Genomic DNA, 12,280 nt, shown 5'->3' with positions numbered 1-12,280 from the left:
CGCCGATGATCGGAGGCGACCTTCTGTTGCAGCTGCAGTTCCAGCGGCCCGATCCGCCCTTTACCAAGTCGCCCCCCCGTGCAGTGCGATCCGGGAGCCGGTCAGCTCCAGGGTGGCGTGGAGGTCGTGCGTTGTATCGCTCCTGGCGTGCAGGTCAATCGCCACACTCCCCAGCATTGCCGGCATGGCCGGCGCCAGCAGCGGACCGGCCGCGGCAGTCAGCCGGGGCAGATCGAGTCGGAGCAGGGCGTGCATTCCGCCTGGTTCCTTAAGTCCGCCGTCAATCGTCAGCATGGCTCCCGGCAGCTTGGCAGTGGCTGACACGTAAGCTCGTGCCGGACGGATGCGCCGCTCCGGACTTACCAGCTGCTTAAGCTCCAGCGCCAGGTTCAGTGCCTCCAGCCGCTTGCCGTCCACGGTCAGGTTGCCGCGGAATCCTGCCGTGACCGGACGGTCCGCCAGGGAGGGGAGATCGAGCCGAACCGTGCCTTTGTCCATGGTCAGCTCCCGTCCGGTACGCGGATCACGGTACTGCAGCCGCATCGGCTCAATGGTAACCGTTACCCCGAGATCCAGCGGCAGCGGCCGGTCCAACGATTCAAATTTTTGCAGTGCCTTGGCAATGGTGGTCAGCGGCTCCTGGTAAGGTTTGGGTGGCGCGGGCGGTCCAGGGGCGAGTTCGGCGGCAACGGTCCGGATACGCAGCAGCAGATCGAGCCGCACGCGGCCATTGACATAAGAGAAGCGCGGCACGGCTATCGCTTCCCCCACGTTTCCGCTGAGCAACGGCGCTGGCCCGGTCCCGAGTTTGAGCCCCTTGAGGGCCAGCCCGCCGGACCAGGAGAGGGTCAGGTCGGCCCAATCCACCTGGCGCTGAAAGCTCTTGGACAGCTGCTGACGGAGAATCGCCTGGACCGATGATGTCGAGAGCAACATCGGCAGGGCTGCCACCAGCGAGGCCAGCAGCAACAGGCAGATAACAGCTGCACTGCCGCCGAGCCAGAGGACCCGGGCTAATCTGTGCGTACGGAAAGTACGTGGTATGAGTGTGGCCATTGCCATAATTCCGGAATAGGTTTGTATAAATTGTACCCGAATGACCGGCCAATGCCAGAATCGGCAGGATATAATAGCAGATCATATTTTTCTCGTCAGCGGAACCAGGATGTATTAATATCGAATGTTGAATTTTCAATTTACACCCCAGAGGCCCTAATGAAGAAAGTCCTGATAATTTCCGTGGTCATTGCCATAATCGCAGGCATTTCCTGGTATCTGCTCAAGGGGAATAAACCGGCGGTAACTTACAGGACGGTAAAGATCGAAAGGGGAACAATCCTTTCCACCGTTGCCGCCACCGGCAATCTGAGCGCGGTCACCACGGTTCAGGTCGGAACCCAGGTATCCGGAACCATCCAGAAGCTGTATGTGGATTACAACTCCCGGGTGAAGAACGGGCAGACCATTGCGGAGATCGATCCGTCGCTTTTCAATGCCGCTGTCGAGCAGGCCCGCGGCAACGCGCTGAATGCCGAGGCCAACCTCCAGAAGGCCAGGGTAACCCTGGCGGATGCGGAGCGCACTCTCACCCGGTACAAAAAACTGCTCAGCGACGGCATCGTCTCGCAAAGTGACTATGACGTTGCGGAAACGGCCAGCCAGGCGGCCAGGGCATCGTTAAAGGCAGCCGAGGGGAGCGTGGCCCAGACCAAGGGGGCGCTGCTCCAGGCCAAGACCAATCTCCGCTACTCCGTCATCCGTTCCCCGGTCGACGGGGTGGTGATTTCCCGGGCGGTGGACGTTGGTCAGACCGTGGCCGCATCGTTCCAGACCCCAACCCTGTTCACCATTGCCCAGGATCTCACCAAGATGCAGATTGAGACCAGCGTGGACGAGGCGGACATTAGTCGGGTGTCGGTGGGGCAGAAGGCCAGCTTCACGGTTGACGCTTACCCGGAGTTGACATTCGGTGGCAAGGTGGTTCAGGTCCGTAGCGCACCGGTGGTCAACCAGAATGTCGTTACCTATGTGGTGGTGGTAAACGTGGACAACAAGGAGTTGAAGCTCAAGCCCGGGATGACGGCCAATGTCAACATTGAGGTCGGCAGAAAGGAAAATGTTCTCAAACTGCCGCCGGCGGCGCTTCGGTTCAAACCCAAGGCAAAAACGGACGAGGCCAGGGCGAAAAAGGGGAACGGTTCTCCGCAGGGGGGGAAACCGGGCAAAAAGGATAAAGGTCAGCAGGTTTATGTCCTGAAAGATAACAATCCGGTGCCGGTATCGATAAAGACCGGGATCGGCAACGACAGCAGCATCGAGCTGCTGGAAGGGGCATTGAAAGAGGGAGACGAGGTGGTCGTCGAGCAGATGGGCGGCGATACCAAGAAAAAGGCCGGGAGTGCAATGGGCGGCTCGCCAATGGGTCCGAGGCCGCACTGATGCCTGAAGGGAACGGCAGCTTGAATAACGTAATCTCACTCTCAGATATCCGCCGGGTATTCGTCATGGGAGACCAGCAGTTCGAAGCGTTGAAAGGCGTATCCTTCGGCGTGGCCGAAGGGGAGTTCGTTGCGATCATGGGGGCGTCAGGCAGCGGCAAATCGACCTGCATGAACATCCTCGGCTGCCTGGACCGCCCTACTGCCGGCGAGTACCTGCTTGACGGGGTGGATGTCGGGGCCATGAACCATGACCAACTGGCTGATATCCGCAACCGGAAGCTGGGGTTCGTATTCCAGGGGTTCAACCTTCTGGCCCGGACTCCCGCGGTGGAAAATGTCGAGCTGCCGCTTGTCTATGCCAAGGTTTCGGCAAAGGAACGGCATCGTAAGGCCATGGCGGCAATGGAGCAGGTGGGGCTCGGCGGCAAGGAGATGAACCACCCGAGCCAGCTGTCTGGCGGCCAGCAGCAACGGGTGGCCATTGCACGGGCGCTGGTGAACTCGCCGGCGGTCATCCTTGCCGACGAACCGACCGGCAACCTGGACAGTACCACCAGCGAAGAGATAATGGCCCTGTTCACCGACCTGAATCGCCAGGGGATCACCATCATCATGGTGACCCACGAAGCAGACGTGGCAGCGTATGCCGGACGGCGGATAACCTTCCGCGACGGCCGTATCATCGGCGACACCAGGGGATAAATATGGATCTTCTGCAAACCCTGAAAATTGCGTTACGGGCTCTGCGGACCAACAAGATGCGGTCTTTCCTGACCATGCTCGGGATCATCATCGGAATTGCGGCAGTGATCGCGATGATGGCGGTGGGAGCCGGCGCCAGTCATGTGATCGCCCAGCAGATAGCAAGCATCGGCTCCAACATCATACTGGTAATCCCCGGATCCACCACGAGCGGCGGCTTGCGGGCCGGATTCGGTTCCTCGCAGACCCTGACCAGCGACGACGTTAAGGCACTTCTCACCGAATGCCCGTCGGTCGAGACTGCCGCTGCCACGGTCCGATCGTCAGGCCCGGTAGTCTACGGCAACATGAACTGGTCCACCATTCTCATGGGAACAACTCCGGAGCTGTTCGACATCCGCGAATGGGGTGTGACCAGCGGCAGGGGGATGGGGCAGCAGGATGTCGATGGCGCGGCCAAGGTCTGCCTGCTCGGAGAGACCGTGGCCGAGAACCTGTTCGGCTCGGACGATCCGGTGGGAAAGATCGTCAGGATCAAGAAGGTGCCTTTTACCGTGATCGGGGTTCTTGACCATAAGGGGCAGTCGCCCCAGGGGCAGGACCAGGACGATGTGGTCTTTGTCCCGCTCCGGACGGCGCAGCGTAACCTGGTCAGGTCGCAGACCCTTAACAGCGTCGGGGCCTTGATGGTCAAGGCCAGGAGCGAGGAACTGCTTGGAAAGGCGGAGCAGGAGATCCAGTCGCTGCTCAACCAGCGCCACAGGATCACCAACGGCAAGGAGCCCGACTACTCCACCCGGAACCTGTCGGAGATCCTGGCCGTGGCGGAACAGTCATCCAAGGCGATGTCGCTGCTGCTCGGCGCGGTAGCCTCCATCTCGCTCATAGTTGGTGGGATCGGGATCATGAACATCATGCTGGTGTCGGTGACCGAACGTACCCGGGAAATCGGGATCAGGATGGCGATCGGGGCGCGGCGCAACGATATCCTGATGCAGTTCATGACCGAGGCGGTGCTGCTGACCATGATCGGCGGGGTGATCGGCATCTGCCTGGGCGCAGGTGGGGCTCTGGTGGTATCGAAAATGCTCGAATGGCCGACCCTGATCTCGGTCGAGTCGGTTACCGTTGCCTTCATTTTCTCGGCTGCAGTCGGGATATTCTTCGGGTTCTACCCGGCCCGCAAGGCGGCGAGACTGAACCCGATCGATGCGTTGCGTTACGAGTAGGTTTGGGGAATAGCGGGTTACCGGGGAGGAGAAGCGCTCATTTCGATTGCACGTCTGACCCTTGACACGATTCTGACGGCATTGACCGGTTTGGCGATGAAATCAAAAAAACCGGACGAGAGCGCCTTCTGCTCTTCCTCGGGCGAAGCCTTTGAAGTAAGAAGGATCACGGGGATTTTCGCTGTTTCGGCCTGAGCGGAGAGGGCGCGCTTCAATCCGAACCCATCCATTTTCGGCATAACCGAATCGCAGAGGATAACCGAAGGCTTGAAACTCATGGCCATCTTGAGCCCTTCCAGTCCGTCGGCAGCCTGAAGCACCTCGAACCCTTCACGCTCAAGCGCTGCCTTGATCACATTCGCCACCACCGGCGAATCCTCCACTGTAAGCACGCGGACCAGCGACGCAGTCGATCCTTCGTTCCCCGTCAGGTAATACTCCTTAATCGCTCCCTTTATCTCCTTTTCCGTAGACAGTAAGGTCATGACCTTGAGACCGGTTTTACGCGAGAGGTTATCGACTATATCGATCGCATAAGGGTCTGAGACTGCCACTGCCAGCACTCCATCCTTGAGGCGGAGCGGGAACAGGCTGTTAGCTATGGCATACTCGGCCGGCACCATCTCGAAAAGTTCCGGAGCAAACCGGTACCCTCGAATTTTCTTGACGGTCTGCATGGATAGCTGCCTGGACAAGACATCAACTACCTCCTCCTCGGTCACAACCCCCATCTCCTCCAATACCATCCCGAGTTTTTTGCCGCTCCCTTTCTGGCGGCCAAGAGCGCGTTCCAGCGTAAGGGGCGAGATGATGCCCAGTTCTACAAGGATTTCCCCCATCGGTTTGTTCAACGGTTCCTCCTGCGATCAAGCCGGCAGTCAAAGCGCTCTTAATTAATATTGTGATTTCAAAATAGCCATCTGTATATTATCAAATAGATATCCGGAATCAAGGTAATGATTAAAGAAACCAGCTGATCGGCGCGGCAAGACGTTCCAGCAACCGTACGAGCCACCCCCGTTTTTTCGTGCTCGTCGAGGAGTATCCGTCTGGACATCTCCAGGTCGCGAGCCAGCATCTCCTCTACCTGGGCGCCGAAAGTCTGGCTGTCCACGATCAGGTTCACTTCGTAATTCCGGTGGAAACTCCTGTGATCGAGGTTGGCTGACCCGATGATCGACCAGCGGGAGTCAATGAGCATCACCTTGGCGTGCAGAACGGTTTCCTGCCGTTCGTAGATCTCGATCCCCCCTTTCAGCAGCGTGGCGTAGGAACTGCGGCTCACCAGTCCCACCAGAGGCACGTCATTGATCGCCGGCAGTATCAGCCTGACCCTGACATTTCTGCGGGCCGCCCGCATGAGTGACCGGATGACCCTCGGCCCGGGGATGAAATAGGGGTTGGCAACGGTAATGCACTTTCTGGCCCTGCCGATTGCCAGCCGGAAGGCGTTATGGATGTGAGAACGGTTGTGGTGCGGTCCGCCGCTGACGATATGAATCGTTGCATCACCCTTCCTGTCCGAGGCGTTGCCTGAATCCAGGTAAAGGCTGTCCGGGTCAATGCCGGCCTCCGCCTGCCAGGTCTCGAAGAAGAGCCGCTGCAGTTCGACCGCCCCGGAGCCTTTGACCGAAAGCCCCACATCGCGCCACCGTTTCCGGTCTTCGCCGTAACCGGCATACTCTGAACCGACATTGAGCCCTCCGGCAAAGGCATTGACCCCGTCGATTATTGCGATCTTCCGGTGATCACGCTTGTCAAACCAGGCAAGACCCCGCTTGAACGGGGGCGGGTTGAACGGCAGACAGGCCACCCCGGCCTGTTCCAGGTTGCGGAAGTAGGAGGCGGGCGTATCGAAACAGCCGATGTAGTCGTAGATGATGGAGACCCTGACCCCGCGCCGGACGGCATCGGCAAGGATTGCCGCCAGTTCCCTGCCAGTTGCGTCATCCCTGATGATGTAGAATTCCAGGTTTATGGATTGCCTTGCGCTGCGGAGAGCTGCGAACAGGGCGGAAAAGAACTCCCCGCCATTCGGGAGCAGTTTCACCAGGTTGCCATGCGTGACAGTTGCTTCCGTACTCCTGCGGAAACGGCCGAAGAACCGCCTGGCCCGGGAAGAGTTCCGTTTCTTTCGCAACCGGATAAGGGACATTTCAATTACCGTTCAGTTGAGCTATGCAACATACAGAAAGGGCGCGAAATTGCTTCCGCGCCCTTGACTTGTGCAACCTGTTTCCGGTTACACGGAAACAACCTCTTTTACCCCGGGAATCTTTTCCTTGAGGGTTCTCTCGATTCCCATTTTCAGGGTCATGGTGGACATGGGACAGGAGCCGCAAGCCCCTTTCAATCGGACCTTGACAACGCCGTCTTCGGTAATTTCCACCAGTTCCACATCTCCGCCGTCGGCCTGAAGTGCAGGACGAATCTGGTCTAGCGCACTCTTTACTTCTTCGATCATTTGAACTGTCTCCTTTGTTTTGATGGCGATTTTTAGCCTTGATTCTTCGGCCCCTTATCAGCCCCTGGAACTCCCGGGCTGGTAAGGGGCAGCGGATCGAGCAGCTCTGCAAGCCTTGCCTCTGAGAGCACACCCCGGGCCAGGGCGACCTCGGCAATGCTCTGTCCGGATGCTACCGCCTCTTTGGCAATATCTGCCGCTGCCATGTAGCCGATATGGGGGGCAAGGACAGTGGCCAGGCCCAGTGATGCCTCCAGGTATTGCCGGCATTGTCCGGAATTTGCGGAAATGCCTTCTATGCAGGCGGATGTCAGCTTTTGGACGGCATTACCGAGAATCTCCAGGGCAAACAGGAGATTGAAGGCAATAACCGGCATCATCACATTCAGCTCCAATTGGCCTGCCTGGGCAGCCATGGTAACGGTCGTATCGGCGCCAATCACCTGGAAGGCGACCATATCGGTCATCTCAGCCATGGACGGGTTGATCTTTCCCGGCATGATCGAGGAGCCGGGTTGAACCGGCGGCAGCGTTATTTCGGCCAACCCGGTGCGCGGGCCGGAAGCAAGAAGCCGCAGGTCGTTGGCAATCCTGACCAGGTTCACGGACAACCCCTTGAGCGATGAGCTGAGGCTGACAAACGGGTCCATGTTCTGCATCCGTTCGACCAGATCTTTGCCGCGCACGAGATTATAGCCTGTTTCCGCTGCCAATCCGGCGACGACATGATCAATGTAGGCATCTTCGGCGTTCATGCCGGTCCCGACTGCCGTACCCCCGATCCCGAGCTCCTCCAGGTCAGGGATCACAGTCTTTATGCCGCTGACATTGCCGTCGATCGCCTTTGCCCAGGCATTGAATTCCTGTCCCAGTCGTATCGGCACCGCGTCCTGCAGGTGGGTGCGCCCTGATTTGAGAATCCCGTCAAAGTCCCGGCCTTTTTCCCGCAAAGAAACGGAAAGCCCTTCCAGGGCGGGGATGAGCCGCTCGATCTGTTTCCGGCAAGCCAGCCTCATGGCCGTGGGAAAGACGTCGTTGGTGGACTGCGCCATGTTGACATGGTCGTTCGGGTGCACCAGGCGGTAACTGCCGCGGGCGCCGCCCAAGTGCTCCGCTGCGCGGTTGGCGATCACCTCATTGGCGTTCATGTTGTGCGAGGTGCCGGCGCCGGCCTGAAAAGGGTCAACGACGAACTGGTCCGGCAGCTCTCCGCTGAGCAGGTCGTCGGCCGCCCGGACAATCGCCTCCCCGATCCCGGCATCAAGCCTCCCGGTGGCCATGTTTGCCTTGGCCGCGCACTTTTTGATCAGAACCGTGGCCCATACCAAGGCCGGGTGAGGCTTGAGCCCGGAAATCGGAAAATTTGCCACTGCCCGGGCCGTCTGCGCCCCATAGTAAGCATGTTCCGGGACATTGATCTCTCCGAGCGAGTCCCTTTCAACACGATAGGTCATGTTATCGCCTTGTGCTTTTCGGCAATAATGCGCAGATGCTCTTTCTCTTCGTTCAACAAGGTCTGCAGCATGCTCCTGCCGTCCGGGTCAGAGGTCTTGTGCAGCAACTCCTCAAAGAAGGCGATCCCCTTCTTCTCGATCGCCATTGCCAGCTCCAGGGCCTCCCGGTCATTGGTGTCAAACCCGATATGGCCCCCACCGTCAGGCTCAAGCTCAATGGTGGTGCCACCGTAAAATACCCAGCGCTCCCCGTTGTTGAGGGAGTTGTAGAGCTCGGTCAGTTTCAGGTAATGCTGCTCTTCGCTGCTGGCGAGCCAGCGAAAGATCCGCTTCCCCCCCTGGTTGAAGGTCTTTTGTTCGGCCCGGGTGTAGTAGTCGAAGGTCTCCTTTTCGATTTCCATGGCCCGCAAAACGGCATCCAGTATCTCTTTATTGGTTTCGCTCATTATTTCCCCCGCAATCGAATTTTTCAAGCTCCAGAAAATCTTCCAGGGTGGTGACCAGGTGGACCTTTGCCCCCATGCTTTCGGGTAGTCGCAGATCGATATCGAAGCGATCCCCGACAAAAAGGCACTCCGAAGGTCTTCTCCCGATTGCGGCCATTATTGCTTCAACTGTCGCCTTGTTCGGTTTAGGCTCCCAGTCGTCTTCGATGGTGAAAACCCTGGTAAAAAACTCGCTGACACCAAGAATAGCCATTATCCGGGCTGTCAACGAGATGTTGTTGTTGGTATAGATGTAGAGCGGGAACCGAGCCGCCAGGCCGGACAGCACGGCAATCACCTGTTCCTCTCTCTGTAAATGCGCCTCAGGGGTTATCTTTTCAGAAAACCACCGATGCAACTCGCGCAGGTCTCCGCCGAGCGTTTCGCAAGCCAGGCTCAGGGAAGCCTCGCTGCCGTTCTCTGCGGTCAGGCGCCGGCGCGTTTCCTTTATTAGTTGCCATGCCGCCTGCTGATCAATCCCCTTGATCATGGCGATATACTGCGCGGCAACGCGGCCGATCTCCCGTCCCAGGGAGTCGTTGAAATACAGGGTGCCATCCAGGTCGAAGATTCCTGCTCTGATCGTCACTTGCCACACCACTCCGAAGCTGCAGGATATTCCGTCACAGCAGGGTGCTCCAATCTCTCATGCAACGCAGTTGCGGAGCCTCCACCCCTTTTGACTGCACCAGGACCTGAAACGTATCGCCCATCCCCCCTTCGGGAAGCATCAGCTTCTTCAGGGCGAGCCGGTGCCTGATTTTCTCCTCCTCGCTGGACGCACGCGCCTCCAGTGTCATCAGTTCCTGAATTATACCACCACCCATGAGAAAACGGTATTGCTCTCCGAACCAGACCGTCGCAAGCCCTGCAGCCTCACCGGCCAGCATCAGCGCGGTGAAATCCACATGAGCGGTGATATCCTGAAGGCCGGGACGGATATATGGGTTCTCTTCCAGGGTATGCCGATGATAACAGAGCAGGGTCCCGTTCATCCGGCCGGGGCGGTACAGGACCTGGGCGGTAAAGCCGTAATCGATGGTGAGCACGAAACCGTGCCCGAGACAGGAAGCCACGGCTGTTATCCAGGCCGGGGCGCCGAGGTTCACTTCGGCGCGCTGGCCGGTGACCAGGGTGGCGCCAATCCGCTCCAGGTAGGCCGCAATCTCCTGGTCTGAGATTTCGTCCGCCTGCTCGCTCAGTTCGCCATTGCTGTTGACCGCAACATAAATCTCCCGGAGCCCTTCTTTGGTCTGTTCGACTAGGTGCACCGGAAATGAGTCGATCAGCTCATTGGATAACAGGCAGCCGTTTATGACGAGCCTGCCGCTGAGGAGCTCGTCAGGATCGCTCCAGGCAAGCTTTGCCGCATGGCCGGCCAGTTTTTTCGCCTGCGCGCCCTGCAGTGACGGCTCTTTGTCGATGAAGCGATAGGTTACGGCCCGGTAAAACTCCGGGGCTGTCTCTGCCAGGGTGTCCATGATGTCGAGCGCCAGCTGGCCCCCGCCTGCGCCGGCCTCGACCAGGTCGAACGAGTCGGGTCTGCCGAGGCATTCCCACATCTGGCTGATCTCGGCGGCAATAACCCTGCCGAATGCCTGATGGACATTGCTGCTGGTATAGAAGTCGCCTTCGGCGCCGACCTTTCGTCCCGGCGAGGTATAATACCCCAATCCGGGCTCGTAAAGGCAGGCGGCCATGTATTCGGCAAAGGTAATCCTCCCCTTTGCGGCAATCCGCTCATTTATGAGCATTTCCAGTTCGTTTTCAGTATGTTTGGTCATAGTATTATCCGAGCGATTATTGTATAGACCATGCCCTTTCTTTTGTCAATTGCGGGAGCGCCTTCTGTTTGTACTCAGATGCTTGACCGCCACCGATCATTCCGGTAACATCACCACAATAATTCCCCAGGAGGTTAGTGTTGGAACTCAAGAACAAGATCTGGATGAACGGCAACCTCGAGTGGTTTGCCTACATTGGTGACGATGAAGTGTTTCTGGGACGGCGCGAGGTGCCGGCTCCCCTGGAAGAGGGGGATAGCTGGACGAATGAGCTCGGCGACAAATTCCAGATCGTTGACGGAGAAATAAAGCTGTTGGGCCGCTTTGAGCCACCTAAAAAGTTCTGGTAAGGAAAGGAGAAAGTCTATGCGTCTTTCAACCAAGAGCCGGTACGGATTGCGGGCACTGTTCGACATTGCCTACCATGCGGCCAACCGGCCGGTACAGATCCAGGACATTGCCCGGCGGCAGGAGATCTCGCCCCGCTATCTGGAGCAGATATTCCAGAGCCTGAAACGGGCCGGTCTGCTGAAAAGCAAGCGCGGTCCGCAGGGGGGATACCTGATCGCCAAGCCGCTCAAGGATGTTACGGTAAAGGACATTGTCAAGGCCACGGAAGGGGATCTCCTGCTGGTGGACTGTTCTCCGGGGAAGCGCCGCCGCAAGAAAGCCGTCTGTTCATTTGACGGCACCTGCGTTACCCAGACCGTGTGGACCGAGGCCTCCAGCCGCCTGGAAGCGCTGTTCTCCGAGATATCTCTGGCATTGCTGTGCGAGCGCGGCGAGTCCATGGGGCTCAAGCAGGAAGAGGACCTGGCTCCGGCGAGAAAGCCGAGGCGGAAACCCGCGTCATGAATGAGCTGAAAGTCAAATTTGAACTGCTCCAGTCGATCATCAGGGAGATGGGGTCGGTGCTGGTGGCATTTTCCGGCGGGGTCGATTCAACCCTGCTGCTCAAGGTCGCCCATGACCTGCTGGGAGAACGCGCCTGCGCCATAACCGCAACTTCCCCGACCTATCCGGAGTCGGAATTCCGGGAGGCGGTCGCGTTGGCAGAAGAGATCGGCGCCAGGCAGATCGTTGTCGATTCCAACGAGCTGGAAATTCCCGGATACGCCGAAAATCCGCGGGACCGGTGCTACCACTGCAAGAAGGAGCTGTTCGGGATCTGCGCCGCCAAGGCCGCGGAAATGGGGTTTGCCCATATCTGCGACGGCACCAACTGTGACGATTTGGGCGATTACCGCCCGGGACGGCGAGCCGCCGGCGAGTTGCAGGTCCGCAGCCCGCTTATGGAGGCCGGCCTTTCCAAGGATGATGTGCGGGCGCTCAGCCGCGAGCTCGGGCTGGCAACCTGGAACAAGCAGGCCTATGCGTGTCTGGCGAGCCGTTTCCCCTACGGCGTCGAGATTACCGCCGCAAAGCTGAAGATGATCGAGCGGTGCGAGGAGTTCCTGAAGGCTGAAGGGCTCCGGGTCTACCGGGTCCGGTATCACGACGATACCGCGCGGATCGAGCTGGGGCAGGAAGATCTGCCGCGGATGCTTGATGGTGACTTGAGAAATAAGGCAATTGCAGAGTTCAAAAGGGCTGGATTCAAGTATGTTGCGTTGGATTTAGAGGGGTATCGCACAGGGAGCATGAATTAGGGGCGGGTTTGACGCCGCCCCTGCAATGCGCAATTCCATGGTGTCCCGTAGGGGCAGGTCTTGTGCCTGCCC

Annotated in this window: 14 protein-coding genes; 6 read left to right on the top strand and 8 right to left on the bottom strand. The window is 58.5% G+C overall.

Annotated elements, in window-relative coordinates; genetic code table 11:
• Window positions 1–60: 60 nt before the first annotated feature.
• Complete coding sequence (locus tag OR1_RS20800; protein WP_052440375.1) at window positions 61–1,056, bottom strand: hypothetical protein; 996 nt, start codon at window positions 1,054–1,056, stop codon at window positions 61–63.
• A gap of 159 nt (window positions 1,057–1,215) precedes the next feature.
• On the opposite strand from OR1_RS20800, the gene OR1_RS10335 reads away from it, so the two are divergent.
• The 3 genes from OR1_RS10335 to OR1_RS10325 are packed head-to-tail and all read left to right on the top strand — an operon-like array spanning window position 1,216 to window position 4,372.
• A complete protein-coding gene (locus OR1_RS10335) occupies window positions 1,216–2,439 on the top strand; it encodes an efflux RND transporter periplasmic adaptor subunit (RefSeq protein ID WP_041971753.1) in 1,224 nt (407 codons plus the stop codon).
• A 20-nt stretch (window positions 2,440–2,459) separates the two neighbouring features.
• On the top strand, window positions 2,460–3,143 hold the full coding sequence (locus OR1_RS10330; protein WP_152609863.1) for an ABC transporter ATP-binding protein: 684 nt from the start codon (window positions 2,460–2,462) through the stop codon (window positions 3,141–3,143).
• A gap of 2 nt (window positions 3,144–3,145) precedes the next feature.
• A complete protein-coding gene (locus OR1_RS10325; RefSeq protein ID WP_041971750.1) occupies window positions 3,146–4,372 on the top strand; it encodes an ABC transporter permease in 1,227 nt (408 codons plus the stop codon).
• A gap of 17 nt (window positions 4,373–4,389) precedes the next feature.
• On the opposite strand, the gene OR1_RS10320 is transcribed toward OR1_RS10325, so the two are convergent.
• From OR1_RS10320 to OR1_RS10290, 7 genes are all read right to left on the bottom strand, one after another.
• The gene (locus tag OR1_RS10320) at window positions 4,390–5,223 is read right to left on the bottom strand and encodes a response regulator (protein ID WP_193377101.1); all 834 of its coding nucleotides are present in this window, start codon (window positions 5,221–5,223) and stop codon (window positions 4,390–4,392) included.
• 56 nt (window positions 5,224–5,279) lie between these two features.
• Window positions 5,280–6,527, bottom strand: coding sequence for a phosphatidylserine/phosphatidylglycerophosphate/cardiolipin synthase family protein (locus OR1_RS10315; protein WP_370543348.1), 1,248 nt, complete (start codon window positions 6,525–6,527; stop codon window positions 5,280–5,282).
• Between the two features lie 87 nt (window positions 6,528–6,614).
• Window positions 6,615–6,836 carry a NifU family protein gene (locus OR1_RS10310; protein WP_041971748.1) on the bottom strand — a complete coding sequence of 74 codons (222 nt, stop codon included), beginning with the start codon at window positions 6,834–6,836 and terminating at the stop codon, window positions 6,615–6,617.
• Between the two features lie 32 nt (window positions 6,837–6,868).
• Complete coding sequence (locus tag OR1_RS10305) at window positions 6,869–8,290, bottom strand: aspartate ammonia-lyase (RefSeq protein ID WP_041971747.1); 1,422 nt, start codon at window positions 8,288–8,290, stop codon at window positions 6,869–6,871.
• On the bottom strand, window positions 8,287–8,736 hold the full coding sequence (locus OR1_RS22420; protein WP_041971746.1) for a ferritin family protein: 450 nt from the start codon (window positions 8,734–8,736) through the stop codon (window positions 8,287–8,289). Before OR1_RS22420 ends, OR1_RS10305 begins: the two co-directional genes overlap by 4 nt.
• On the bottom strand, window positions 8,720–9,364 hold the full coding sequence (locus tag OR1_RS22415) for an HAD family hydrolase (protein ID WP_041971744.1): 645 nt from the start codon (window positions 9,362–9,364) through the stop codon (window positions 8,720–8,722). The genes OR1_RS22420 and OR1_RS22415 overlap by 17 nt, the downstream gene beginning before the upstream one ends.
• A 34-nt stretch (window positions 9,365–9,398) precedes the next feature.
• Window positions 9,399–10,559 (bottom strand): class I SAM-dependent methyltransferase, encoded by a 1,161-nt coding sequence (locus OR1_RS10290; RefSeq protein WP_041971743.1) that lies wholly within the window; start codon window positions 10,557–10,559, stop codon window positions 9,399–9,401.
• Between the two features lie 140 nt (window positions 10,560–10,699).
• Between OR1_RS10290 and OR1_RS10285 the strand changes: the two genes are divergently transcribed.
• The 3 genes from OR1_RS10285 to larE are packed head-to-tail and all read left to right on the top strand — an operon-like array spanning window position 10,700 to window position 12,208.
• Entirely contained in the window at window positions 10,700–10,909 is a 210-nt protein-coding gene (locus tag OR1_RS10285) for a hypothetical protein (RefSeq protein WP_041971742.1), read from the top strand.
• Between the two features lie 16 nt (window positions 10,910–10,925).
• Window positions 10,926–11,414, top strand: a complete 489-nt coding sequence (locus tag OR1_RS10280; protein WP_041971741.1) for an Rrf2 family transcriptional regulator — start codon at window positions 10,926–10,928, stop codon at window positions 11,412–11,414.
• Window positions 11,411–12,208 (top strand): ATP-dependent sacrificial sulfur transferase LarE, encoded by a 798-nt coding sequence (gene larE / locus OR1_RS10275; protein ID WP_041971739.1) that lies wholly within the window; start codon window positions 11,411–11,413, stop codon window positions 12,206–12,208. The genes OR1_RS10280 and larE overlap by 4 nt, the downstream gene beginning before the upstream one ends.
• Window positions 12,209–12,280: the final 72 nt, after the last annotated feature.

Source organism: Geobacter sp. OR-1 (assembly GCF_000813145.1).
Taxonomy (GTDB): domain Bacteria; phylum Desulfobacterota; class Desulfuromonadia; order Geobacterales; family DSM-12255; genus Geoanaerobacter.
The sequence above is the reverse complement of the archived record's forward strand: the minus strand, read 5'-3'. Positions and strand labels throughout refer to the sequence as shown.

Coding starts and splice junctions, on each gene's coding strand:
- OR1_RS20800 (WP_052440375.1), bottom strand. CDS start 1,056: ATGGCCACACTCATACCACGTACTTTCCGTACGCACAGATTAGCCCGG.
- OR1_RS10335 (WP_041971753.1), top strand. CDS start 1,216: ATGAAGAAAGTCCTGATAATTTCCGTGGTCATTGCCATAATCGCAGGC.
- OR1_RS10325 (WP_041971750.1), top strand. CDS start 3,146: ATGGATCTTCTGCAAACCCTGAAAATTGCGTTACGGGCTCTGCGGACC.
- OR1_RS10315 (WP_370543348.1), bottom strand. CDS start 6,527: ATGTCCCTTATCCGGTTGCGAAAGAAACGGAACTCTTCCCGGGCCAGG.
- OR1_RS10310 (WP_041971748.1), bottom strand. CDS start 6,836: ATGATCGAAGAAGTAAAGAGTGCGCTAGACCAGATTCGTCCTGCACTT.
- OR1_RS10305 (WP_041971747.1), bottom strand. CDS start 8,290: ATGACCTATCGTGTTGAAAGGGACTCGCTCGGAGAGATCAATGTCCCG.
- OR1_RS22420 (WP_041971746.1), bottom strand. CDS start 8,736: ATGAGCGAAACCAATAAAGAGATACTGGATGCCGTTTTGCGGGCCATG.
- OR1_RS10290 (WP_041971743.1), bottom strand. CDS start 10,559: ATGACCAAACATACTGAAAACGAACTGGAAATGCTCATAAATGAGCGG.
- OR1_RS10280 (WP_041971741.1), top strand. CDS start 10,926: ATGCGTCTTTCAACCAAGAGCCGGTACGGATTGCGGGCACTGTTCGAC.
- larE (WP_041971739.1), top strand. CDS start 11,411: ATGAATGAGCTGAAAGTCAAATTTGAACTGCTCCAGTCGATCATCAGG.